Origin of the sequence: Sulfitobacter mediterraneus (genome assembly GCF_003054325.1) — a bacterium.
Lineage (GTDB): Bacteria > Pseudomonadota > Alphaproteobacteria > Rhodobacterales > Rhodobacteraceae > Sulfitobacter > Sulfitobacter mediterraneus.
The window spans coordinates 174,668-194,162 of sequence record NZ_QBKU01000005.1 but is presented as its reverse complement, the minus strand read 5'-3'; the positions used below and the strand labels follow the sequence as shown (position 1 = coordinate 194,162).

Here is a 19,495-nt window from a genome sequence, read left to right as displayed (position 1 = left end):
TCCAGTAATTATAGGAATTGAATTATGCGTGTCCTCTTTGCCTGCCTGTCCTTGCTGCCATCTGCCGCGATGGCGGATGTTTTTACCCTGCGATCCGAACCGCAGGCGGTCACGGTTTATCCTTATCTGGCAACGGTCCACCGTCAGGCCACTGTCACCCTGCCCCAGGGCGCGCATCAGATCGTCCTGCCGGACTTGCCGCACACAATGGATCGCGAATATCTGCGGGTTTCGGTCATGGGTGCAACCTTGGGCACGACCCAATTCCGCAATGAGGCTGTGCTGCCGCAACCCAAAGCAGATAGCGCCGAAATCACCGCCGCCAAAGACGGGATCGAAGCTGCCAAAACCGCCTTGCGCGAACTGGATGACCAAATCGCAGCCGCCGGTCTGGCCGCCAGTGCAGCACAGACACAGATCGCGTTTCTGAGTGACCTGGGCAAAAACCAAGGGCTGCCCGCTGATGCCAGCAGTTTGCAGGCACTGGCCCAGATGATCGGAACCCAAAGCCTTGTCGCGCAACAAGATGCCTTGGCGGCCCATCAGGCCGTACGGGATCTTGAGTTGGGCCGCGCCGATCTGGAAACAGCTTTGCAAGAGGCCAAGGCCGCGCTGGCTGCGCTCACTCCACCGCCGGAGAAACACGCGCAGCTGACCCTTGATATCATGGCCCCGGCGGCTGGTGAGGTGACGATTGCTTTGGAATATCTGGTCGATGCGGTTTGGGCTCCGACCTATGATATTCATCTGGACGGCAAAGACGCGCCGCAGCTTTCGATCAAACGGGGGGCAGTTGTCTCTCAACGCAGCGGCGAAAACTGGCAGGGGGTCGCGCTGACCCTGTCCACGCTTGTGCCATCGGGCCAGACCCAACCGTCACACGTCTACCCGCGACGACTGACCTTGGCAGACAAAGAGTCGCCCCGCGCCAAGTTGACACGCCAGATGGCCGACAGCGCCGAAAGCTATGCCGCAGCGCCGGTGATCGAAGCTCCGGTGATCGTTGAGGAGGCCATGGGCATGACCAATTTCGACGGCCCCGGCGTACGCTATGATTTTGCCACCCCCGTCAACATCGCCAGCGGTGTGGATGACACCCGTGTGGCGCTGGACACATTGACCTTTCCTGCCCGCCGCTTTGCCCGTGCGGTGCCGCGCGCCGATCAGACCGCGTTTTTGATGGCGGAATTTACCAACACCACCCAAGAGCCACTGTTGCCTGCGGATGAGGTGGCGTTGTTCGTGGACAATACCCTGATTGGGCAAGTGAATATTGGGCTGATCCCTGCGGGCGACGAGGCAGAGCTTCCGTTTGGACCGATTGAGGATTTGCGCCTGACCTATACCGTTCTGGACCAGAGCGAAGGGGATCGCGGGATTATAAGCCGGTCCAATGCCAAGACGGATCGCATGCGGATGGACATCCAGAACATCGGATCAGAGGATTGGCAGGTCGAGGTGCAGGCGGCGGTGCCCTATACCGCGCAGGAAGACTTGCAGATTGACTGGTCCGCCACTCCTACGCCTGATGAGACCAATCTAGATGACCGGCGCGGCATTTTGCAGTGGGCTCTGAACGTGGCCGCTGGCGCAACAACATCCATCACGATTGAGGAAAACCTGCGCTGGCCCGAGGACAAGATCTTGCGTTGATCAGAATCGTTCGGCCCGCAGCACATCACAATCGGTCACGCTGACCACGCCGATATGGCGTTCGACCACGGCAAAGGCACCCTCAAGCAAGCCATCAAGTCGTTCGGGCCGAATGATGCAAATCACCTGCACCATGCCTGAGGCGCGGCTGACCTGGCCTGCGCGGCTCCATTCACCGGATTTGCCCGAGCCGCCCAACACCGGCAGCACAGTATAGCCGGTCACGCCGGCCTTTTTCAGCGCATCGGTGAGGCGCGACTGCATGACCCCTTCGATGGTGATCTCAACACGTTTGGCTTTGTGGGTTTGCATAGGTCAGCCTCCGGTCACAGCTTGGGCCACCGCGACATAAAGCGGAATGCCAAGTGTCAGGTTGAAGGGGAAGGTCACCCCAAGCGAGAGGGTCAGGTAAAGTGACGGGTTCGCCTCAGGCAGGGCCACGCGCATCGCCGCTGGCACCGCGATGTAAGAGGCGGACGCCGACAAAACCATCATCAATGTTACGCCGCCCGGAGTGAGGCCAAGCGCAAGTGCCGTAGCCAGGCCCGCCGCTGCACCGATCAGGGGCATCAACACGCCAAACGCCAAAACCGATGGTGTGAGGATCCCGCCGCCTTGACGCAGACCGCGCCCCGCGACGAGCCCCATATCAAGCAGGAACAGGCACAACACACCTTTGAACGGCGAAACGATAAAGCTGGAAATTTCCGCAAGCCCCTCTTCGCCCGTGGCCCAGCCGATAAGGAACGCGCCGACGAGTAAAACGATGGATCCGTTCAACATGATTTCACGCATGAGCGCGCCATCCATGCCTTTGCTATCGCCGCCTCCGCCACGGGCCACCAGCCACAGGGCAGACAGGATCGCGGGCGCTTCCATCGCGGCGGCCACCGCGACCATGTACCCCTCCGCAGCGATACCGCGGCTTTCCAGAACCGAGGTCGCCGCTACAAATGTCACAATCGAGATCGAACCGTAGTGCGCCGCAACAGCCGCCGCATCTAGCCGGCTCATCGCGGTCATCACCCGCAGCAGGCCAAAGGCGACCAACGGCAGGGCCGCCGAAAGAATGATCCCCGCCAGCAAGGCCAACCCGAGCCGCGCGTCAATGCCATGCGCGGCAACACTGACCCCACCTTTGAAGCCGATAGCGAAAAGCAGATAAATCGACAGCGCCTTGGCCGCAGCCTCTGGAATGCTCAGGTCAGACCGCGCAAGGGAAGCTGCGACACCCAAAACAAACGACAAGATAATGGGCGAGACCAGGTTGTCCGCCGCGAGAGAGAACAGATTTTCCATGCCCCAAATGCCCTGTTAAACTGGCTGGAATTTTCCCGTTTCCGGGCAGAAATATTCCAACCCACCTTCGCCGATGTCCGTCCACAAGCCATGTAGGCTCAATTCGCCGTTTGTCACCTTTTCATTGACCCATGGAAAGGTCATCAGGTTCTCAAGTGACGTCATCACCGCATGTTTTTCGAATTGCCGTTCTTGTTCTTGTTCGTCTTCAATATCAGCAACCTCGCCATATTTGGGGCGCAGAATGTCCACCCAGCGGCCAACAAAGCTGTCTTTGGCTTCCAGTTCAGGCGCGTTGCCCTTGCACATCTCAAGGCAGCCCTTTGCACCGCCACAGCTGGAATGGCCCAGTACGATCAGATGCGCGACATTCAGAACCCGCACCGCGTATTCCACGGCGGCGGATGTGCCGTGGTGCTGGCCGTCCGGCTCACAGGGCGGGACAAGGTTGGCGATATTGCGGTGAATGAAAAATTCGCCCTGATCGGCTCCAAAAATCGAAGTGACATGCACGCGACTGTCACAGCAAGAGATCACCATGGCGCGGGGGCGCTGCCCCTCGGTGGCCAGTCGCCGATACCACGATTTGTTGTCCGCATAACCGGTGGCCTTCCACCCGTGATAACGCGTCAACAGATATGCCGGAAGCGGCTTTGCATGATCCATCATTGAGAGGTCTCCTGAAACATTTCCGCAGGGTTAGCTTAATTCCCGAACAAATTCGAGCGAAAATACAGTGGCAGAGCAACCATTTGCATACTTGTTTGAACAATAGTCCGCTTTGGCCGTGGGGGCTGAACAAGGGGTGAGTTGATGCAGGTTCTGCAAATCCGACCAATGGAACAAATCAGTGTGGATCAGGATCGGCTGGGCGCGCTTTACACACAATTGGGCGAAGCGGGGGCAGAAGATGTCGTTTGCCGTGCTCTAGAAGATCTGGCACGGCGGTTGACGCAGTGCGAACAGCATTTCCGCGATGCCGCTTGGGCCGATCTGCAAAAAAGTGCGCGGTCGTTGATCGCCATATCGGATCAGATCGGCATGGCGGATCTGGCGAAGGTCGCCCGTGATGTTGGACAATGCGTGACCAACAACGACGCAACTGCCCTTGCAGCGACCCTGTCACGGCTGTTTCGGATCGGGGAGCGATCGCTGACTGCGATTTGGGATATTGACGAAATGCCCGAATGATCTGGCTTCGAGATGGCTTGCGGGTGACGCTGGAACGGGTAGGCTGGGCGCAATTATTGACCCGTTAGAAAGTGCCCTATGCCACCTCGTTTTGCATCCGATGCCTCGTCCGCCCTGCCGCTTCATGTGATTGCCGAAGACGGGCTTGATGCGTGGCTCAGTGATCAACCAGAAGCGGCCCAAACCTGGATCGCCGCGCAGGGTTTCACCGGCGGCCTTGGCCAAGCCTTGACGATACCGGCGGCCGATGGAACTGTGATGATGGCCGTTGCCGGTTTCGGCACAGCAGCGGCCCGAGCGCGTGGCCGGTTTCATCTGGCGGCGGCAGCGGCCAAATTGCCCAAAGGGATCTACCAGATTGTTTCTGGCCTGCCGGATGATCAAAAATCCGTCGAGGCACTGGGTTGGCTATTGTCGCGCCACAGTTTTGATCGGTACAAATCGCAATCCCCCATTGCCGCGGAATTGCTTGCACCCGAGGCTGTGAACGTGGCCGAGGTCGAGGCACTGGCGGCGGGGGAATGCCTGACCCGCGACTTGATCAACACGCCAGCATCCGACATGGGCCCGCCCGATCTGGAACAAGCGGCGCGGGATTTGGCCAAGGCGCATCGCGCGCAAATCAACGTGATCACCGGCGATGAATTGCTGGAACAGAACCTGCCGATGATCCACACCGTTGGCCGCGCAGCGGATCGCGCCCCACGCTTGATTGATATGCGGTGGGGCGACAGTGGACCGACCCTGACATTGGTTGGCAAAGGTGTGTGTTTCGACACCGGCGGTTTGAACCTCAAGCCCGGTGCATCGATGGGCCTGATGAAAAAGGACATGGGCGGCGCGGCGGCGGTGCTGGGTCTGGCGCATATGATCATGGCAACGGGCAAGCAGGTGCAGCTGCGGGTGCTGGTCCCGGCGGTGGAAAACGCCGTTTCCGGCAATGCCTTCCGCCCGCAGGATATTCTGACCTCGCGCAAGGGTCTGACGGTCGAGATCAACAATACCGATGCCGAAGGGCGGTTGGTTCTGGCCGATGCATTGGCGCTGGCTGACGAAGAAAAACCCGATCAGATCATTTCGATGGCGACGTTGACCGGTGCGGCGCGGGTTGCTGTAGGCCCGGACCTTGCGCCCTATTTCTCGGATGACGCGGGGTTTGTGGCAGCTCTGGAAAACGCCGCAGGTGTGCAGGCCGATCCTGTCTGGCGCCTGCCGTTTCATGACCCTTACGAGGCGATGATCGAACCGGGCATTGCCGATCTGGACAATGCGCCAAAGGGTGGCTTTGCCGGATGCATCACTGCCGCGTTGTTCCTACGCCGCTTTGTCACTCACAGCCGCTATGCCCATTTTGACATCTATGGATGGCAACCTGCTGCGGCGCCGGCGCGGCCAAAGGGCGGCGTTGGCCAAGCCACCCGCGCAGTTTTTGCCGCGCTTGATGAGATTTTGACCTCATGACCGACAGACGCCTGACCCCGGACCCGGACAAATCAACCCGCGCCGATCCCGCACAGATTGCTGTCAGCGTAGCCGATCTGCGCCGCAGCCCGGATGGCCCGCGCGACAGGCAGTTGATTTATGGGGATATGGTGACTGTATTGGGCGACGATGGGGATTGGCGATATGTGCAATCGGCCAAAGATGGCTATTGCGGCTATGTGCAGCGCCAGACCCTTGGACCGCGACAAGAGGCAAGTCATCAGGTCTGCACTCCAGCAACGCACGCCTTTGAGAGGGCGGATTTCAAATCACCTGATCTGATCTCGCTCAGCTTTGGTAGCCGTGTAGCGGTCACGGGTGGTGAGGGGAATTTTGCACAGACCTCTCTTGGGTTTATCCCACTCAATCACCTTGCCCCATTGGAAACACTTTACTCCGATCCGGCAGAGATCGCGGCCCGGTTTCTTGGCACGCCATATCTCTGGGGCGGCAACAGCCGATGGGGCATTGATTGTTCAGGTCTGGTTCAGGCGGCCTTGTTGGCTTGCGGTATGCCCTGCCCGGCCGATAGCGATCAGCAACAGACATTGGGCCATGCCACCAATGAGGCTTACCAGCGCAACGATCTGCTGTTCTGGAAGGGCCATGTGGCGATTGTCAGTGATCCGCAAACCATTCTACATGCCAGCGCAGGCGCGATGAGCACGGTTTATGAACCGATTGACGATGCCATCAAGCGGATCGAAGCGCAGGGCGATGGGCCGGTGACAGGACACCGCCGCCTTTGATCACGTTCAATCAACAGACCGGATAAGTTTGCGTTCCAACACCCGCAGGACCGCCTTGAGATCGTGACCGCGGCGCATGATCTGGCCGCCTGTGCCAACAATCGCATACATGCCTTGTTTGTTGCGCAGCTTTGGTCGTTTCTCGATACGGTAAAGCGGGATCTCGGCAGTGCGACGGAACACCGAGAACACCGCCACTTCCTTGAGACAGGAAATCCCATAATCGCGCCACTCTCCGGCCGCGACCATACGTCCATACAAAGACAAGATCACGGACAGCTCTGTTCGGTGGAAGGCGACCTGCTCGGGCGGGCGCTCAAACGGGGTAACCTGAGGAGGGGAATGCATCGTCATATACTCACAGTTGCGCTGTTGGCGCGACAAATCAAGCCCGATGGCCGATCAAAAAGGATTGAAAGCGTTACAAAGTTGTGCAAATGTCCCGATTTATGAAACATATGTGCGAAGCAAAATGACCCCCCAGACCTGTGCCGAAAAATGTGCCGAGATCATGTATGCCAAAGATCCCGCTTCGAGCGGGCTGGGCATGCGCATCACTAAAATCGCCCCGGGCCAAGCGACACTGACCATGCGCGTTCGGCCTGATATGCTGAATGGACATGGCATTTGCCACGGCGGCTTTACTTTTGCGCTGGCCGACAGCGCCTTTGCTTTTGCCTGCAACACCTACAATCAACTGACCGTCGCGCAGCAAAACCAGATCACCTATCTGACCCCCGGTGCTGACGGTGAATTGCTGACCGCCGCTGCTACGGAAGTATCAAAAACCGGGCGATCCGGCGTTTATGATGTCACTGTCACCGGAGAAGACGGCAGGACCATCGCCTTGTTTCGCGGTTTGTCCCGCACCGTCAAAGGCCAACATTTTCCCCAAGAGGTTCCATCCTGATGAAAGATCTGACGCCCGCCAAATCCACACTGGACCCAATTGAAATTGCCAGCCGCGACGAGATACAGGCGTTGCAGCTTGAGCGGATGAAATGGTCGCTGCGCCATGCCTATGACAACGTGCCGTTTTACAAGAACAGTTTTGATGCGGCGGGTGTCCACCCGGATGATCTGCACTCACTGGCCGATCTGTCGAAGTTTCCCTTTACGGTCAAAAACGATCTACGCGAAAACTATCCGTTTGGGCTCTTTGCAGTGCCGCGCGAACAGGTTGCGCGGCTGCATGCCTCCTCCGGCACAACGGGCAAGCCAACGGTTGTGGGCTATACCAAGAACGACCTCAACAACTGGGGGTCGGTTGTGGCGCGGTCGCTGCGGGCGGCGGGCCTTTGCCCCGGTGACATGTTGCACAATGCCTATGGCTACGGGCTCTTCACTGGCGGGATGGGCATCCATCTGGGATCTGACTATCTGGGGCTGACAACTGTGCCTGTCTCTGGCGGCATGACCCCTCGGCAGGTCCGGTTGATCGGTGATTTTCAGCCCAAAGGCATCACGGTGACCCCTTCTTATGCCCTGTCTATCCTGGACGAATTTGCCGCGCAGGGCGTCGATCCGCGCAAATCCTCATTGGAGGTCGGCATCTTCGGCGCTGAGCCGTGGACCAACGCGATGCGGCTCGAAATCGAAGAAGCTTTCGATATGCATGCTGTAGATATCTACGGGTTGTCCGAGGTGATGGGGCCGGGTGTTTCCATGGAATGTGTGGAATCCAAAGACGGGCTGCACATCTGGGAAGACCATTTCTATCCCGAGATCATCAACCCCGAAACCGGAGAACCCGTAGCAGATGGCGAACGCGGCGAGCTGGTGTTCACCTCGTTGACCAAAGAGGCCTTTCCGATCATCCGCTACCGGACACGCGATTTGACCCGCCTGCTGGCCGGTACGGCACGGTCCATGCGGCGGATGGAAAAGGTCACCGGGCGTACCGATGATATGATCATCCTGCGCGGTGTGAACATTTTCCCGACGCAAATCGAAGAAGCCCTGATGGAGGTCAAAGCATTGGCGCCGCATTTCCAGATCGAGCTGAGCCGCCCGGATCGGATGGACCAAATGCGGGTGATCTGCGAGTGCGCGGACGCATCAATGACCGATGAAAGCCGTACTGCCGCGGCCAGACAATTGTCCGCCAAGGTCAAGCAGACCGTGGGTGTCAGCATCAAAGTGGATGTGGCAGACGTGGGCGGCGTGCCGCGATCCGAGGGCAAGGCCGTGCGGATCGTCGACAACCGCCCCAAGGGTCAATAACAGGCCAGTTTTGCAATCTTGCCCTGCGCGTCGATCTCAGCATTGAGCCGCGCAGGGTTGAAATCCATCGTCACGGCATCGCCGGGGTGAATGATCCGCAGATCTTTCCCGATAACGGACAACGCGGCCTTGGGCTTGCCCAGCAAATTGCGCCACTGGTCCGCACCGCAGGCGTTTATCGCAGGCTCTCCGCTGCACCCTGCCAAAACCAAAAGCGTCAATGCGATGGGGCCCCTCATACGCCATACCTCGCCAGAAATGTATCGACAGCGTTTTCCACGACATAGTGAATTTCTTCTTCGCTGACTGTTTGTACCACGCCAAAAATCAAACGGGTCCATATGTCAGCCTTGCACAGGTCGCCAAACTGGTCCGCCGCCAGCAGCTTGTCCTTGATCCGCAACTCGCCTCGCGCTTCGGCCATTTCGAAATACTCGGCCATTTCGGCGCGCATCACAGCAGGGCCGGAATTGTAGAACTGTTGACCCAACTCGGGAAAACGGTCCTTTTCCGCCACGCACATGCAAAAGATCTGCTGTCCGAATTTCGAGGTGATGAACCTGACAAAATGACAGCCGGTTTGCATCAGCACCTCGCGCGGCGGCGCTTCAAGATCGATTTGATCCATCGCCTCGTCTGATTGGCGGCAACATTCAGCGTTGGCCACTTCGAGGAACAGCAGCCGCTTGTCAGGGAAATAGCTATAGAGCGTGGCCTTGGACACGGCGGCAACACGGGCAATTTCGTCCACGCTGGCGCCTTCGAACCCATCGGCCATAAACACCTCGCGGGCACCGGCAAGAACCTGATCGAACTTGCGGCCTTTGCGAATCTGTTGTGCGAGTGCTGTCATGAATGCTCCAGACTGTTGAATATGAGAATATAAACCGTTTTGTTTAGTTCCAAGGAATAAATCCCCTTCCGTCACGCAAAGTCGGTTGTTCTGGCCGCCCGCAAGTATTAGAATCATTCTAAACAGCCAGAGGATATTGCCATGCGCTTCTCGCTTGCCCGCAAACGTTTCAAAGATCTGACCGAACAGGAGGTTCTGGCCCTTGCCATTTCTTCCGAGGAAGATGATGCGCGGATTTACCGTGGATATGCGGAAAATCTACGTGAGGATTTTCCTGACACCGCGGCCGTATTTGACGGGATGGCCGCCGAAGAGGACACCCACCGCAAACGGTTGATTGACCTTCACGAGGCGCGGTTTGGGTCAACCATTCCGCTGATCCGGCGCGAGCATGTTTCTGGATATTATGCCCGCCGCCCGGTCTGGCTGGTTGAGAACCTCGGGCTTGAGCGCATCCGCGAAGAAGCCGCCGCGATGGAGCGGGATGCCGAAAACTTCTATCTGGCGGCAGCAGCACGCACATCCGACACGGCAACGCGCAAGCTTCTGGGCGATCTCGCCGCAGCCGAAGCGGGGCACCAGTCCACCGCGTCTGAGCTGGCAGAGGCCCATCTGTCCGGCGATGCCCAATCCGAGGAGGACAATCGTGCGCATCGGCAGTTTATCCTGACATGGGTTCAGCCGGGCTTGGCGGGACTGATGGACGGTTCCGTTTCGACCCTCGCGCCGATTTTTGCCACCGCCTTTGCCACCCAAGACACATGGACAACCTTTCTGGTTGGTCTGGCGGCCTCTGTCGGGGCCGGGATTTCCATGGGCTTTACCGAAGCGGCCTCAGACGATGGAGAGTTGTCGGGTCGGGGATCGCCTTGGAAGCGCGGCTTTGCCTCTGGGATCATGACCACCGTTGGCGGGTTGGGCCATGCCCTGCCCTATTTGATCCCGGATTTCTGGACCGCGACGATCACCGCATTTGTCGTTGTCTTTATTGAACTTTGGGCGATTGCGTGGATTCAGAACAAATATATGGACACGCCATTCTTTCGCGCGGCTATGCAGGTGGTGCTGGGCGGTGCGTTGGTCTTTGCGGCGGGTGTTCTGATCGGATCAGGCTGACGGGCCGCCGAGGCACCTTGCGCCCGCCCCTCTGGCTGGTTACCCAAGGCTATGCTGGCGATCTTTTTCAAGACTTTGCCGTTCTTTTTGCTGATCGGTCTGGGGTACTGGGCCGGGCGCACCCGCTTTTTCAGTGAAGAGGCGACGGCCTATCTGACCAAATTTGTGTTCTACTTTGCCCTGTCGGCCATGTTGTTCCGGTTTTCGGCAAACCTGTCGCTGGCCGAGGTCTGGGATGGGCGTTTGGTGGCGGCCTATCTGTGGGGCACGGCATTTGTGTACGGTGTCGCCACCATCGTCGGCTTTCTGCGCGGTTTGGACGTGCCGACCACCGCGATTGAGGCCCAATGCGCCGCCATCGGAAATACTGGTTTTCTGGGTGTTCCGATGCTGACGCTGCTGTTGGGTGCAGAGGCGATTGGCCCGGTGTTGCTGGCACTGGCCGTTGATCTGATCGTGTTTTCCAGCCTTATTGTGATCTTGATTACTGGGGCACGTGACGGCCAGATCAGCCTTCGGATGATCCGGTCTATTGCGCTGGGTCTGGTGCGCAATCCGATGATCGTGGCGATCTCGCTTGGGTTCATTTGTGCCGGCTTCGCCCTTCCGATCCCTGAGCCGATCAACGATTTCCTTGGCATTCTGGGCGGTGCCGCCACACCGGGCGCCTTGTTTGCGATTGGTGCGTCCCTGGCGTTCAAATCCGCGGAACGCATCGAAGTCGCAGGCTGGCTCAGCTTTTGCAAACTGGTGCTGCATCCGGCATTGGTCGGCATTGCCGCGCTTTATATCTTTGACGTGGACCCGTTCAAAGCAGGGGTGATCATTGCGGTCTCCGCCCTGCCCGTGGCAGGCAATGTGTTTATCCTAGCCCAACATTACGGTGTGGCCCCGGCACGTGTCTCAACTGCCATTCTATTCTCCACAGCCCTCAGCATTGTCACTGTCAGCCTTGTGATCGCGGGGGTGACAGGGGGCTGATCTTTCCAGTACTGACTGTTGCAAGGTCCGGCCCGGCGTGGCGGACATGACAAAAGGATCCGATGATGAAGACCATTTCCGAAAATGCCTGTTTCGGCGGCACACAGGGTGTTTATTCCCACACCTCTGCGGCTTGCAGTTGCGAGATGACCTTTGGCCTGTTCCTGCCCGCAGAGGCAAGCGATGGCCCCGTGCCGGTGCTTTGGTATCTGTCCGGCCTGACCTGCACACATGAGAACGCGATGACCAAGGCAGGCGCGCAATCCTGGGCGGCCGAACATGGGATCGCGCTGGTGTTTCCTGATACCTCGCCACGTGGTGACGATGTCGCCGATGATGAGGCCTATGATCTGGGCAAGGGGGCCGGTTTTTATGTCAACGCGACCCAAGATCCGTGGCAGCCGCATTTTCAGATGTGGGATTATATCGCAGAAGAACTGCCCGCATTGATCGGCGCAAATTTTGCCGTTGATCTGACGCGGCAGGGCATCACCGGCCATTCGATGGGCGGACACGGGGCGCTGACTTTGGCGATGAACCTGCCGGGCCGGTATACGTCTGTCTCGGCCTTTGCGCCAATTGCCAACCCAACCGCCAGCGACTGGGGCCGCAAACAATTGACCGCCTATCTGGGCGAGGATGACGCCGCATGGGCCAAACATGACGCGACCTTGCTGATGCAGGAAAACGGCTTTGACGGGCCCGTTTTGATCGACCAAGGCGCATCGGATCAGTTTCTTGATCTGCTCAAGCCCGAGGCATTGGCCGCCGCGATCGCTGCCAAGCGGCAGCAGGGCACCTTCCGTATGCAACCGGGGTATGACCACAGCTATTTCTTTGTCTCAACCTTTATGGAAGATCATATCGCCTTTCACGCAGATGCACTCTACGGAGCCTGAAACCATTGACCGCGCTTTACATTGACGCTGATGCCTGCCCTGTCAAAGCCGAGGCAGAGCGGGTTGCGACCCGCCATAAGGTACGGATGTTCGTGGTGTCCAACGGCGGATTGCGGCCCTCGCAAAATCCGCTGGTTGAAACCGTGATCGTACCTGATGGGCCGGATGTTGCGGATATGTGGATCGCGGATCGCGCAGGCATCAGCGATGTGGTTGTGACCGGCGACATCCCCCTTGCCGCCAAATGTGTAGAGGCGGGTGCAAAGGTTCTCAAACACAATGGCGAGGCGCTGACCGCAGCCAATATCGGCAACGTTCTGGCAACCCGTGACCTGATGGCAGACTTGCGGGCCGCTGACCCGTTCAGGCAAGGCGGCGGCAAAGGGTTTACCAAAGCTGACCGTTCCCGATTTCTGGACGCATTGGAGCGGGAGCTGCGTGCAGCGGCGCGGTTATGAGCGTTTCCACCGCAATGATGAGGACAAGCGCATGACACCCAAAGCGGTGGTTTTCGACATCGGCAATGTTTTGATCGAATGGTTGCCAGAGCGGTTCTTTGACGCGCAGATTGGCGAGGCACGCCGCCGCGCGATGTTTGCCGAGGTCGATTTGCACGGCATGAACGACCGCATTGATCGCGGCGAGACCTTTCGTGATGTGATCTATGACACCGCGGAAACCTATCCGCAGTGGCGGGCCGAAATTCAGCTGTGGCATGACCGCTGGATCGACATCGCCGCCCCCGTGATTGACCATTCACTGCGCCTGATGCGGGCCTTGCAACGGGCGCAAGTTCCTGTGTTTTCGCTCACCAACTTTGGCATTCAGACCTATGATCTGGCGGCAGAACGCTACCCGTTCCTTCGGCAGTTTGACGGGGATTATATCTCGGGGCATTTGGGGATCATTAAACCCGATGCGGATATTTATGCCGCGCTTGAGACCCGCAGCGGCGTTGATCCAGCTGCCCTTTTGTTCACCGATGATCGGATCGACAATATCAACGCCGCCGCCGCACGTGGCTGGCAAACACACCATTTCACAGGCCCGGAAGGCTGGGCCAATCGGCTGGTCCTTGCCGGGCTGTTGACCGAAGAGGACGCAATATGACCGACATTCCCTTTATCCCTTTTGACGCGGGCGAGGCAGTGCTGGACTGGATCGGCCTGACGGACGCTTTGGCCGCTGGCCATGCCCTGCCCAAGGCCGAGATTGGTGATACCTTTCTCTATCGCGGCGATGACACCTTGCTGAGCCGGGCAGCATGGATTGACGGTCTGGGGATTGCGGTCAAATCCGCCACGGTGTTTCCGGGCAATCCGGCCAAGGGCACCCCGATGATCAATGGCGGGCTGAACCTGTATGCCGATGCGGATGGTATGCTTGAGGCGATTGTTGATTTTCACCTCGTGACCAAATGGAAAACCGCCGGTGATAGCCTGCTTGCTGCGCGGCGATTGGCCCGGCCAGACAGCGAAAATATCCTGATCGTGGGCGCTGGCAATCAGGGCCGCGCCCTGCATGCCGCCTATCGTGCGGTGTTTCCTGACGCACAGTTTACCGTCTGGAACCGCAGCGCCGCCAATGCGGAAAAGATGGCCGCAGAACTGCCCGGCCTGCGCATTGCCACGGATCTGCGATCCGCGGTGGAGGCTGCGGACATCATCACCAGTGCAACGATGTCTACCGATCCCCTGATCAAAGGCGATTGGCTGCAACCGGGCCAGCACGTCGATCTGATTGGCGCCTACCGCCCCGATATGCGCGAGGTGGATGATACCGCGATCACCCGCTCGCGGGTCTTTGTGGACAGTTTTGATACCACCATTGGCCATATCGGCGAGATCAATACACCGCTTGAAACCGGTGTGATCGCTCGGGATCATCTGGTGGCAGATTATTATGATTTGGCCAATTTCACACGCACATCAGAGGATGAAATCACCCTGTTCAAAAACGGCGGCGGGGCGCATCTGGACTTGATGACAAGCCGCTACATTCTAGATCGCTGGCGCAGCCGTTAGGCTGTCACCAGCCCTTCGAGACGGCGCTCACGGATCGGCAGATGCACAATCGCGCTGAACGCGCCAACGCCAACGCCGATCCACCAAACAGCGGTGTAGCTGCCAAAGGCATCATACATCCGTCCGCCCAACCAAACGCCTAGGAAACTGCCCAATTGGTGGCTGAAGAAGACGATGCCATACAGCGTCCCCATGTAGCGCAGCCCGTAGATATGCGCGACCAACCCCGAGGTAAGCGGCACCGTGGCCAGCCACAATGACCCCATCCCAACAGAAAACAGAATGACCGAAATCGGCGTGATCGGGAACATGATGAACAGTGCAGCGATAATGGTTCGGCCCACATAAACCCCGGCCAGAAGGTATTTCTTGGAATACCGCTTGCCCGCCCAACCCGCAGTCAACGTCCCGGCGATATTGGCCAGCCCGATCAAGGAAATGGCCACCGCCCCCAGCGCCGAAGTTGTGGTGATCCCGACACTATGCAGCACCCCGCCCGCAAGGATCGGGCCACATAGTTCGGTCACAAAGGCCGGAAAATGCGCCGTGATAAAGCCAAGCTGATAGCCGCAGGAAAAGAAGCCGAGAAAGATCATCGTATAAGACGGATCCCGCGCCGCCTTCATCAGGATCTGGCCAAGGCTTTCTTCCAGCTCTGCCTTGGTCGCCAGCGCAGGTGCCCGCATCATGGGCAAGGTTAGGATCATTGCCATAACTGCGCCTGCAAACACAACAAACACGCCCTGCCAGCTCATGAAACCCAGCATCCATTCGGCAATCGGCGCCCCGAAAATCTGGCCGCCGCTGCCCGCTGCGGTGACAATGGCAAGCGACATCGACCGGTTTTCATCCGACGAAGCGCGGCCAACCACGGCAAGGATCACGCCAAAGCCGGTGCCCGCGATCCCGAAACCCACCAGCCAGGCGTAGGCTTGATGTTCGAGCGGGGTAACAGAATTGGCCGACAACAAAAGACCAGCCGCATAGACAATCGCGCCGATAATGATGGCCCGCCGATCACCGATTTTTTCCGCCAATGCGCCAAAGATCGGCTGGCCAACGCCCCAAGCCAGATTCTGGATCGCAATCGCCAGCGAAAATTCTGCCCTGAGCCAACCAAATTCCTCGGCAATCGGGATCTGGAACACCCCAAAGGACGCCCGCACGGCAAAGCTGACCATGATGATCACACAGCCCACAATCAGGACCGGCGTAAACAATGGGGTTTTGTGCTGCATGCTGGCTCCGATGCGTTGACGTCCGGCCAGATTACCCACAGATCGCGAAGGGTCAAATCAAGCGTTGTGATGGGGCACGAAGGGAGATTGATGCATCAGCGACCTCTTGAACCATTGCGACACTTTTCAATCCCCCAGCGGGGCGATAAGCCTGTGGTATGACCAGCCTGCGCGAAACTTATGACCGGATGATTGCCGAGGGCAGCTTGCAGCCCGATCCGGCTCAGGAAGCCATTCTTCCAGAGTTTGACCGTATTCGTGATGCGTTGATGCAGCCGGTGAAAAAGGGGCTGTTTCGCAAAGCACCGGAGCCGCCGAAGGGGCTGTACCTTTGGGGTGGGGTGGGGCGCGGCAAATCCATGTTGATGGATATGTTTGTCGATCACCTGCACGATATTCCCGCGCGTCGGGTGCATTTTCACGCCTTTATGCAAGAGATCCACTCGGCCATGCACGAGGCCCGCAAAACCGGTGTTGACGATGCGATTGCGCCGGTGGCCGCCGATGTGGCCAGCTCAGTGCGGCTGCTGGCCTTTGACGAGATGCAGATCACCGACATCACCGATGCAATGATTGTTGGCCGTCTGTTTGAGGCGCTATTTGCGGCGGGCGTTGTGGTGGTGACCACGTCAAACCGGCTGCCGGATGATCTTTACAAAGACGGGTTGAACCGAAATCTGTTTGTACCCTTCATCGAGCTGATCAAGGACCGGATGGTGGTGCATGAACTGATCAGCCCCACCGATTACCGCCAAGACCGGTTGGCGGGCAGTCAGGTTTATTTCACCCCGGTGAACGCGGAAAGCCGCGCGGCGATGGATGCGGTCTGGGATGATCTGGCGGGGGGCGCGGGCACGCCTATGGTTTTGCACGTCAAAGGCCGTGAGGTGGAGATCCCGCAGTTTCGCAATGGCATGGCCCGAGCCCGGTTTCATGAGCTATGCGGCAGGCCACTTGGACCCGCGGATTATCTCGCACTGGCGGAGGCCACACGGGTGTTGCTTCTGGACAACATTCCGCAATTGGGCCGCTCCAACTTTAATGAGGCAAAGCGGTTTGTGACGCTTATTGATGCGCTCTACGAGGCGCATGTACGCTTAATCTGTTCTGCTGCCGCCTCTCCCGAAATGCTCTATGTTGAGGGGGAAGGCACGTTCGAGTTTGAGCGCACAGCCTCAAGGCTGCGCGAGATGCAATCCGAAGACTGGGCTGATCAGGATTCGATCGCCAAATAGCTTTCGTTGTCCGACATCGGAACATCAGGATGATAGGGCGCATTGCCTTGATAAAGCAGCCAAAGTCCGCCCACAACAATCGCCAGCCCCACCGCCACAAAGATCATTTGTGACACCGTGCGGTCATCCATTTCAGCGGACGGAGTCCGCCCGACATTTCCCTGATAACTCATCTTGCTCGCCCTCCAAAGCATTCAGTTTTTTGTGGTCAAGCCACGCCTGAATTAGGGCAAACATACACTAATATTTCGTTTCTGCGTAGAGATCAGTTACAAAAGATCAAGATCTAGTGGTTCTCGCGCAAGATCGCACCCGCCAGATAAAGCGATCCGCAGATTAAAACACGGGCATTTTGGTCTTTGGCGACGATATCTCTAAGGGCTTCTGCAACGCTTTCCGCCTCATATGCCTCCATCCCTTCGCCTCGCGCCGCAGCAGCGGTTTGAGAGGCTGCAAGGGTCGCGCTTTCGCCGGGAATGGACACGGCGTGCAGGCTTTTTGCCTGTGCCGCCAGAGGCCGCAGGTAGCCGCCGATGTCCTTTGTGTTCAACATCCCGCAAATCAGATAGGTGGGCCGTGTGCCGCGCTCAGACAAGACCGATGCAATGGCATCACCGGCCGCCGGATTGTGACCGCCATCCAGCCATAGCTCTGCATCGCCAGCAATCTCGAACAGCGGTCCGCCCTTAAGACGTTGCATCCGTGCAGGCCAGAACGCTTTGGTCACAGCCGCCTCGCAAGCGGCCTCATCTGCGCCAAGCTGGCGCAGGGCGGCCAATGCAGCCCCAGCGTTTTGCACCTGATGGGCGCCAGGCAGGTTCGGCAAGGGCAAATCAAGCAGGCCGCTTTCGTCCTGATAAATCAGGCGCCCTGCCTCTGTCCCGACGTGCCAGTGTTGACCATAAGCCACAACCGGCGCCATGTTGCGGGCGGCGACCTGTTCCATCACCTCCAGCCCCGTGTCCTCTTGTGGGCCAATGATGCAAGGCACGCGGCGTTTGATGATGCCGGCCTTTTCCCCTGCGATCTCTGCCAGTGTTTCACCCAGAAACTGCTGATGATCCACAGAGACCGGCGTGATGATGGTCAGCGCCGGAGTGTCGATGACATTGGTGGCATCCAACCGGCCGCCCAGTCCGACCTCAAGAAGGGTGTAATCTGCCTTGGTCCGCGAAAACGCAAGCAGCGCAGCGGCGGTCGTGATCTCGAAATAGGTGATGTTTTCGCCGTTGTTGGCGGCATAACATTCATCCAGAACCGCCATCAACGCGTCTTCTGAAATCAGCTCACCTGCCAGTCGAATACGTTCGTGAAACCGGGCCAGATGCGGCGAGGTATAGGCGTGCACGGTCTTGCCCATCGCCTCAAGCCCGGCGCGGATCATCGCCTGGGTGGACCCTTTGCCATTCGTACCCGCAATATGGATCACGGGCGGCAAATCGTTCTGCGGATTGCCCAGCGCGTCAAGCAGGCGCCACAGCCGATCCAGCGTGAGGTCAATGATCTTGGGATGCAGCGCCATCATCCGGTCTAGGATGGCGTCAGATGTGGCCGCGCTCATTTCTTGGGATCAACAGATGCTGCATCGGTCTTGACCGCATCCTCGCTGTTTGCATCCCCCAATGCCTCGGGCGGAGGCAGATCACCGCGCACGGCGGGCGACAGGCCAAGCAGCATCCGCGTTATCGTGATCAGCTCTTCACGCATCTCGGTGCGCGGCGTCACACGGTCCAGCATTCCGTGATCCAGCAGATACTCGGCCCGCTGGAACCCTTCGGGCAGTTTTTCACCAATGGTCTGTTCGATCACACGCGGCCCCGCAAAACAGATCAGCGCATTGGGTTCGGCAATATGCACATCGCCCAGCATCGCATAGCTGGCCGTGACACCGCCGGTGGTTGGATGCGTCAGAACCACGATATAGGGCAGACCCGCCTCTTTGAGCATCTGAACCGCAACCGTGGTCCGCGGCATTTGCATCAGCGACAGGATGCCTTCTTGCATCCGGGCGCCGCCCGCAGCGGAAAACAGGATCAGCGGGCGCTTGAGTTTCACTGCTTCTTCGGCGGCGGCGATGATGGCGTTGCCCACATACATCCCCATGGAGCCGCCCATAAAGCTAAAGTCTTGCGCGGCAGCGACGATGGGCGTGCGGCCCATCTCGCCGTGCGCGACAAGCATCGCCTCGGATTCGCCGGTTTGCTTTTGGGCCGCTTTCATGCGGTCGGGATATTTCTTCTGGTCTTTGAAATGCAGAGGATCGGGCGTAGGTGCAGGCACTTTGATCTCGGAAAAGATGCCGCCATCAAACAGCGCCTTGAACCGCTCACGCGGCGAGATCGCCATGTGATGCCCGCAATTGGTGCAGACATTCAGGTTTTCCGACACCTCGCGATGAAACAGCATGGTGCCGCATTCATTGCATTTGGTCCACAGATTGTCCGGCGTTTCGCGGCGCGAGAAGATCGAGTTGATCCGTGGCCGGACGTAGTTCGTGATCCAGTTCATACATAGCCCCTGATGGCAAAACTGATTTCCAAATAAGACCCTAC

At 58.4% G+C, this 19,495-nt stretch carries 23 protein-coding genes; 13 read left to right on the top strand and 10 right to left on the bottom strand.

Annotation, left to right across the window (positions count from 1 at the left end):
- Positions 1 to 24 precede the first annotated feature (24 nt).
- Positions 25 to 1,653, top strand: coding sequence for a mucoidy inhibitor MuiA family protein (locus C8N31_RS10150; RefSeq protein ID WP_025049379.1), 1,629 nt, complete (start codon positions 25 to 27; stop codon positions 1,651 to 1,653).
- Here C8N31_RS10150 and C8N31_RS10145 read toward each other — a convergent pair whose 3' ends face one another.
- Genes C8N31_RS10145 through C8N31_RS10135 form a run of 3 tightly spaced genes read right to left on the bottom strand, consistent with a single transcriptional unit; the run spans position 1,654 to position 3,618 of the window.
- Positions 1,654 to 1,965: a P-II family nitrogen regulator gene (locus C8N31_RS10145; RefSeq protein WP_025049378.1), complete on the bottom strand. Its 312-nt coding sequence runs from the start codon at positions 1,963 to 1,965 to the stop codon at positions 1,654 to 1,656.
- A gap of 3 nt (positions 1,966 to 1,968) precedes the next feature.
- Complete coding sequence (locus tag C8N31_RS10140) at positions 1,969 to 2,952, bottom strand: sodium-dependent bicarbonate transport family permease (RefSeq protein WP_025049377.1); 984 nt, start codon at positions 2,950 to 2,952, stop codon at positions 1,969 to 1,971.
- 15 nt (positions 2,953 to 2,967) lie between these two features.
- Complete coding sequence (locus C8N31_RS10135; protein WP_025049376.1) at positions 2,968 to 3,618, bottom strand: carbonic anhydrase; 651 nt, start codon at positions 3,616 to 3,618, stop codon at positions 2,968 to 2,970.
- A gap of 147 nt (positions 3,619 to 3,765) precedes the next feature.
- Here C8N31_RS10135 and C8N31_RS10130 point away from each other — a divergent pair, with 147 nt between their 5' ends.
- The 3 genes from C8N31_RS10130 (at position 3,766) to C8N31_RS10120 (ending at position 6,374) form a co-directional block, all read left to right on the top strand.
- On the top strand, positions 3,766 to 4,143 hold the full coding sequence (locus C8N31_RS10130; protein WP_025049375.1) for a hypothetical protein: 378 nt from the start codon (positions 3,766 to 3,768) through the stop codon (positions 4,141 to 4,143).
- 78 nt (positions 4,144 to 4,221) lie between these two features.
- Positions 4,222 to 5,604, top strand: coding sequence for a leucyl aminopeptidase family protein (locus C8N31_RS10125; RefSeq protein ID WP_025049374.1), 1,383 nt, complete (start codon positions 4,222 to 4,224; stop codon positions 5,602 to 5,604).
- A complete protein-coding gene (locus C8N31_RS10120; RefSeq protein WP_025049373.1) occupies positions 5,601 to 6,374 on the top strand; it encodes a C40 family peptidase in 774 nt (257 codons plus the stop codon). Before C8N31_RS10125 ends, C8N31_RS10120 begins: the two co-directional genes overlap by 4 nt.
- Positions 6,375 to 6,380: 6 nt before the next feature.
- Here C8N31_RS10120 and C8N31_RS10115 read toward each other — a convergent pair whose 3' ends face one another.
- Positions 6,381 to 6,728 (bottom strand): DUF2794 domain-containing protein, encoded by a 348-nt coding sequence (locus C8N31_RS10115; protein WP_025049372.1) that lies wholly within the window; start codon positions 6,726 to 6,728, stop codon positions 6,381 to 6,383.
- Positions 6,729 to 6,846: 118 nt separating this feature from the next.
- Between C8N31_RS10115 and paaI the strand changes: the two genes are divergently transcribed.
- Both paaI and paaK read left to right on the top strand, forming a co-directional pair.
- Positions 6,847 to 7,284, top strand: coding sequence for a hydroxyphenylacetyl-CoA thioesterase PaaI (paaI, locus tag C8N31_RS10110; protein ID WP_025049371.1), 438 nt, complete (start codon positions 6,847 to 6,849; stop codon positions 7,282 to 7,284).
- Complete coding sequence (gene paaK, locus C8N31_RS10105; RefSeq protein ID WP_025049370.1) at positions 7,284 to 8,597, top strand: phenylacetate--CoA ligase PaaK; 1,314 nt, start codon at positions 7,284 to 7,286, stop codon at positions 8,595 to 8,597. The genes paaI and paaK overlap by 1 nt, the downstream gene beginning before the upstream one ends.
- Here paaK and C8N31_RS10100 read toward each other — a convergent pair.
- A complete protein-coding gene (locus C8N31_RS10100; RefSeq protein WP_025049369.1) occupies positions 8,591 to 8,836 on the bottom strand; it encodes an I78 family peptidase inhibitor in 246 nt (81 codons plus the stop codon). The genes paaK and C8N31_RS10100 overlap by 7 nt on opposite strands.
- Positions 8,833 to 9,450, bottom strand: coding sequence for a TetR/AcrR family transcriptional regulator (locus tag C8N31_RS10095; RefSeq protein ID WP_025049368.1), 618 nt, complete (start codon positions 9,448 to 9,450; stop codon positions 8,833 to 8,835). The genes C8N31_RS10100 and C8N31_RS10095 overlap by 4 nt, the downstream gene beginning before the upstream one ends.
- A 141-nt stretch (positions 9,451 to 9,591) precedes the next feature.
- On the opposite strand from C8N31_RS10095, the gene mbfA reads away from it, so the two are divergent.
- The 6 genes from mbfA (at position 9,592) to C8N31_RS10065 (ending at position 14,470) form a co-directional block, all read left to right on the top strand.
- A complete protein-coding gene (gene mbfA, locus C8N31_RS10090; protein WP_025049367.1) occupies positions 9,592 to 10,566 on the top strand; it encodes an iron exporter MbfA in 975 nt (324 codons plus the stop codon).
- A 51-nt stretch (positions 10,567 to 10,617) separates the two neighbouring features.
- Complete coding sequence (locus C8N31_RS10085; protein ID WP_025049366.1) at positions 10,618 to 11,547, top strand: AEC family transporter; 930 nt, start codon at positions 10,618 to 10,620, stop codon at positions 11,545 to 11,547.
- Between the two features lie 65 nt (positions 11,548 to 11,612).
- Positions 11,613 to 12,446, top strand: a complete 834-nt coding sequence (gene fghA / locus C8N31_RS10080; protein WP_025049365.1) for an S-formylglutathione hydrolase — start codon at positions 11,613 to 11,615, stop codon at positions 12,444 to 12,446.
- A gap of 5 nt (positions 12,447 to 12,451) precedes the next feature.
- Positions 12,452 to 12,904, top strand: coding sequence for a YaiI/YqxD family protein (locus C8N31_RS10075; RefSeq protein ID WP_025049364.1), 453 nt, complete (start codon positions 12,452 to 12,454; stop codon positions 12,902 to 12,904).
- 31 nt (positions 12,905 to 12,935) lie between these two features.
- Complete coding sequence (locus C8N31_RS10070) at positions 12,936 to 13,556, top strand: HAD family hydrolase (RefSeq protein ID WP_025049363.1); 621 nt, start codon at positions 12,936 to 12,938, stop codon at positions 13,554 to 13,556.
- Positions 13,553 to 14,470 carry an ornithine cyclodeaminase family protein gene (locus tag C8N31_RS10065; protein WP_025049362.1) on the top strand — a complete coding sequence of 306 codons (918 nt, stop codon included), beginning with the start codon at positions 13,553 to 13,555 and terminating at the stop codon, positions 14,468 to 14,470. The genes C8N31_RS10070 and C8N31_RS10065 overlap by 4 nt, the downstream gene beginning before the upstream one ends.
- Here the strand turns inward: C8N31_RS10065 and C8N31_RS10060 are convergent.
- Complete coding sequence (locus C8N31_RS10060; protein WP_025049361.1) at positions 14,467 to 15,708, bottom strand: MFS transporter; 1,242 nt, start codon at positions 15,706 to 15,708, stop codon at positions 14,467 to 14,469. The two genes, C8N31_RS10065 and C8N31_RS10060, sit on opposite strands and share 4 nt — an antisense overlap.
- Before the next feature lie 158 nt (positions 15,709 to 15,866).
- Here C8N31_RS10060 and zapE point away from each other — a divergent pair, with 158 nt between their 5' ends.
- On the top strand, positions 15,867 to 16,943 hold the full coding sequence (zapE, locus tag C8N31_RS10055) for a cell division protein ZapE (protein ID WP_025049360.1): 1,077 nt from the start codon (positions 15,867 to 15,869) through the stop codon (positions 16,941 to 16,943).
- On the opposite strand, the gene C8N31_RS20210 is transcribed toward zapE, so the two are convergent.
- The 3 genes from C8N31_RS20210 to accD all read right to left on the bottom strand — a co-directional run bounded on the left by C8N31_RS20210 (position 16,922) and on the right by accD (position 19,451).
- On the bottom strand, positions 16,922 to 17,116 hold the full coding sequence (locus tag C8N31_RS20210; RefSeq protein WP_146173123.1) for a hypothetical protein: 195 nt from the start codon (positions 17,114 to 17,116) through the stop codon (positions 16,922 to 16,924). The genes zapE and C8N31_RS20210 overlap by 22 nt on opposite strands.
- A 113-nt stretch (positions 17,117 to 17,229) precedes the next feature.
- Positions 17,230 to 18,504 (bottom strand): bifunctional folylpolyglutamate synthase/dihydrofolate synthase, encoded by a 1,275-nt coding sequence (locus C8N31_RS10050; protein WP_025049359.1) that lies wholly within the window; start codon positions 18,502 to 18,504, stop codon positions 17,230 to 17,232.
- Complete coding sequence (gene accD / locus C8N31_RS10045; protein WP_025049358.1) at positions 18,501 to 19,451, bottom strand: acetyl-CoA carboxylase, carboxyltransferase subunit beta; 951 nt, start codon at positions 19,449 to 19,451, stop codon at positions 18,501 to 18,503. The genes C8N31_RS10050 and accD overlap by 4 nt, the downstream gene beginning before the upstream one ends.
- Between the last annotated feature and the right edge of the window lie 44 nt (positions 19,452 to 19,495).

Excerpts from the sequence above, each read along its gene's own strand:
- C8N31_RS10060 (WP_025049361.1), bottom strand. The coding sequence starts at position 15,708 with ATGCAGCACAAAACCCCATTGTTTACGCCGGTCCTGATTGTGGGCTGT.
- C8N31_RS10085 (WP_025049366.1), top strand. The coding sequence starts at position 10,618 with ATGCTGGCGATCTTTTTCAAGACTTTGCCGTTCTTTTTGCTGATCGGT.
- C8N31_RS10135 (WP_025049376.1), bottom strand. The coding sequence starts at position 3,618 with ATGGATCATGCAAAGCCGCTTCCGGCATATCTGTTGACGCGTTATCAC.
- C8N31_RS10130 (WP_025049375.1), top strand. The coding sequence starts at position 3,766 with ATGCAGGTTCTGCAAATCCGACCAATGGAACAAATCAGTGTGGATCAG.
- C8N31_RS10120 (WP_025049373.1), top strand. The coding sequence starts at position 5,601 with ATGACCGACAGACGCCTGACCCCGGACCCGGACAAATCAACCCGCGCC.
- C8N31_RS10050 (WP_025049359.1), bottom strand. The coding sequence starts at position 18,504 with ATGAGCGCGGCCACATCTGACGCCATCCTAGACCGGATGATGGCGCTG.
- paaK (WP_025049370.1), top strand. The coding sequence starts at position 7,284 with ATGAAAGATCTGACGCCCGCCAAATCCACACTGGACCCAATTGAAATT.
- C8N31_RS10140 (WP_025049377.1), bottom strand. The coding sequence starts at position 2,952 with ATGGAAAATCTGTTCTCTCTCGCGGCGGACAACCTGGTCTCGCCCATT.
- zapE (WP_025049360.1), top strand. The coding sequence starts at position 15,867 with ATGACCAGCCTGCGCGAAACTTATGACCGGATGATTGCCGAGGGCAGC.
- C8N31_RS10145 (WP_025049378.1), bottom strand. The coding sequence starts at position 1,965 with ATGCAAACCCACAAAGCCAAACGTGTTGAGATCACCATCGAAGGGGTC.
- C8N31_RS10150 (WP_025049379.1), top strand. The coding sequence starts at position 25 with ATGCGTGTCCTCTTTGCCTGCCTGTCCTTGCTGCCATCTGCCGCGATG.
- fghA (WP_025049365.1), top strand. The coding sequence starts at position 11,613 with ATGAAGACCATTTCCGAAAATGCCTGTTTCGGCGGCACACAGGGTGTT.
- C8N31_RS10070 (WP_025049363.1), top strand. The coding sequence starts at position 12,936 with ATGACACCCAAAGCGGTGGTTTTCGACATCGGCAATGTTTTGATCGAA.
- C8N31_RS10100 (WP_025049369.1), bottom strand. The coding sequence starts at position 8,836 with ATGAGGGGCCCCATCGCATTGACGCTTTTGGTTTTGGCAGGGTGCAGC.
- C8N31_RS10095 (WP_025049368.1), bottom strand. The coding sequence starts at position 9,450 with ATGACAGCACTCGCACAACAGATTCGCAAAGGCCGCAAGTTCGATCAG.
- paaI (WP_025049371.1), top strand. The coding sequence starts at position 6,847 with ATGACCCCCCAGACCTGTGCCGAAAAATGTGCCGAGATCATGTATGCC.
- accD (WP_025049358.1), bottom strand. The coding sequence starts at position 19,451 with ATGAACTGGATCACGAACTACGTCCGGCCACGGATCAACTCGATCTTC.
- C8N31_RS10125 (WP_025049374.1), top strand. The coding sequence starts at position 4,222 with ATGCCACCTCGTTTTGCATCCGATGCCTCGTCCGCCCTGCCGCTTCAT.
- C8N31_RS10115 (WP_025049372.1), bottom strand. The coding sequence starts at position 6,728 with ATGACGATGCATTCCCCTCCTCAGGTTACCCCGTTTGAGCGCCCGCCC.
- C8N31_RS20210 (WP_146173123.1), bottom strand. The coding sequence starts at position 17,116 with ATGAGTTATCAGGGAAATGTCGGGCGGACTCCGTCCGCTGAAATGGAT.
- C8N31_RS10065 (WP_025049362.1), top strand. The coding sequence starts at position 13,553 with ATGACCGACATTCCCTTTATCCCTTTTGACGCGGGCGAGGCAGTGCTG.
- mbfA (WP_025049367.1), top strand. The coding sequence starts at position 9,592 with ATGCGCTTCTCGCTTGCCCGCAAACGTTTCAAAGATCTGACCGAACAG.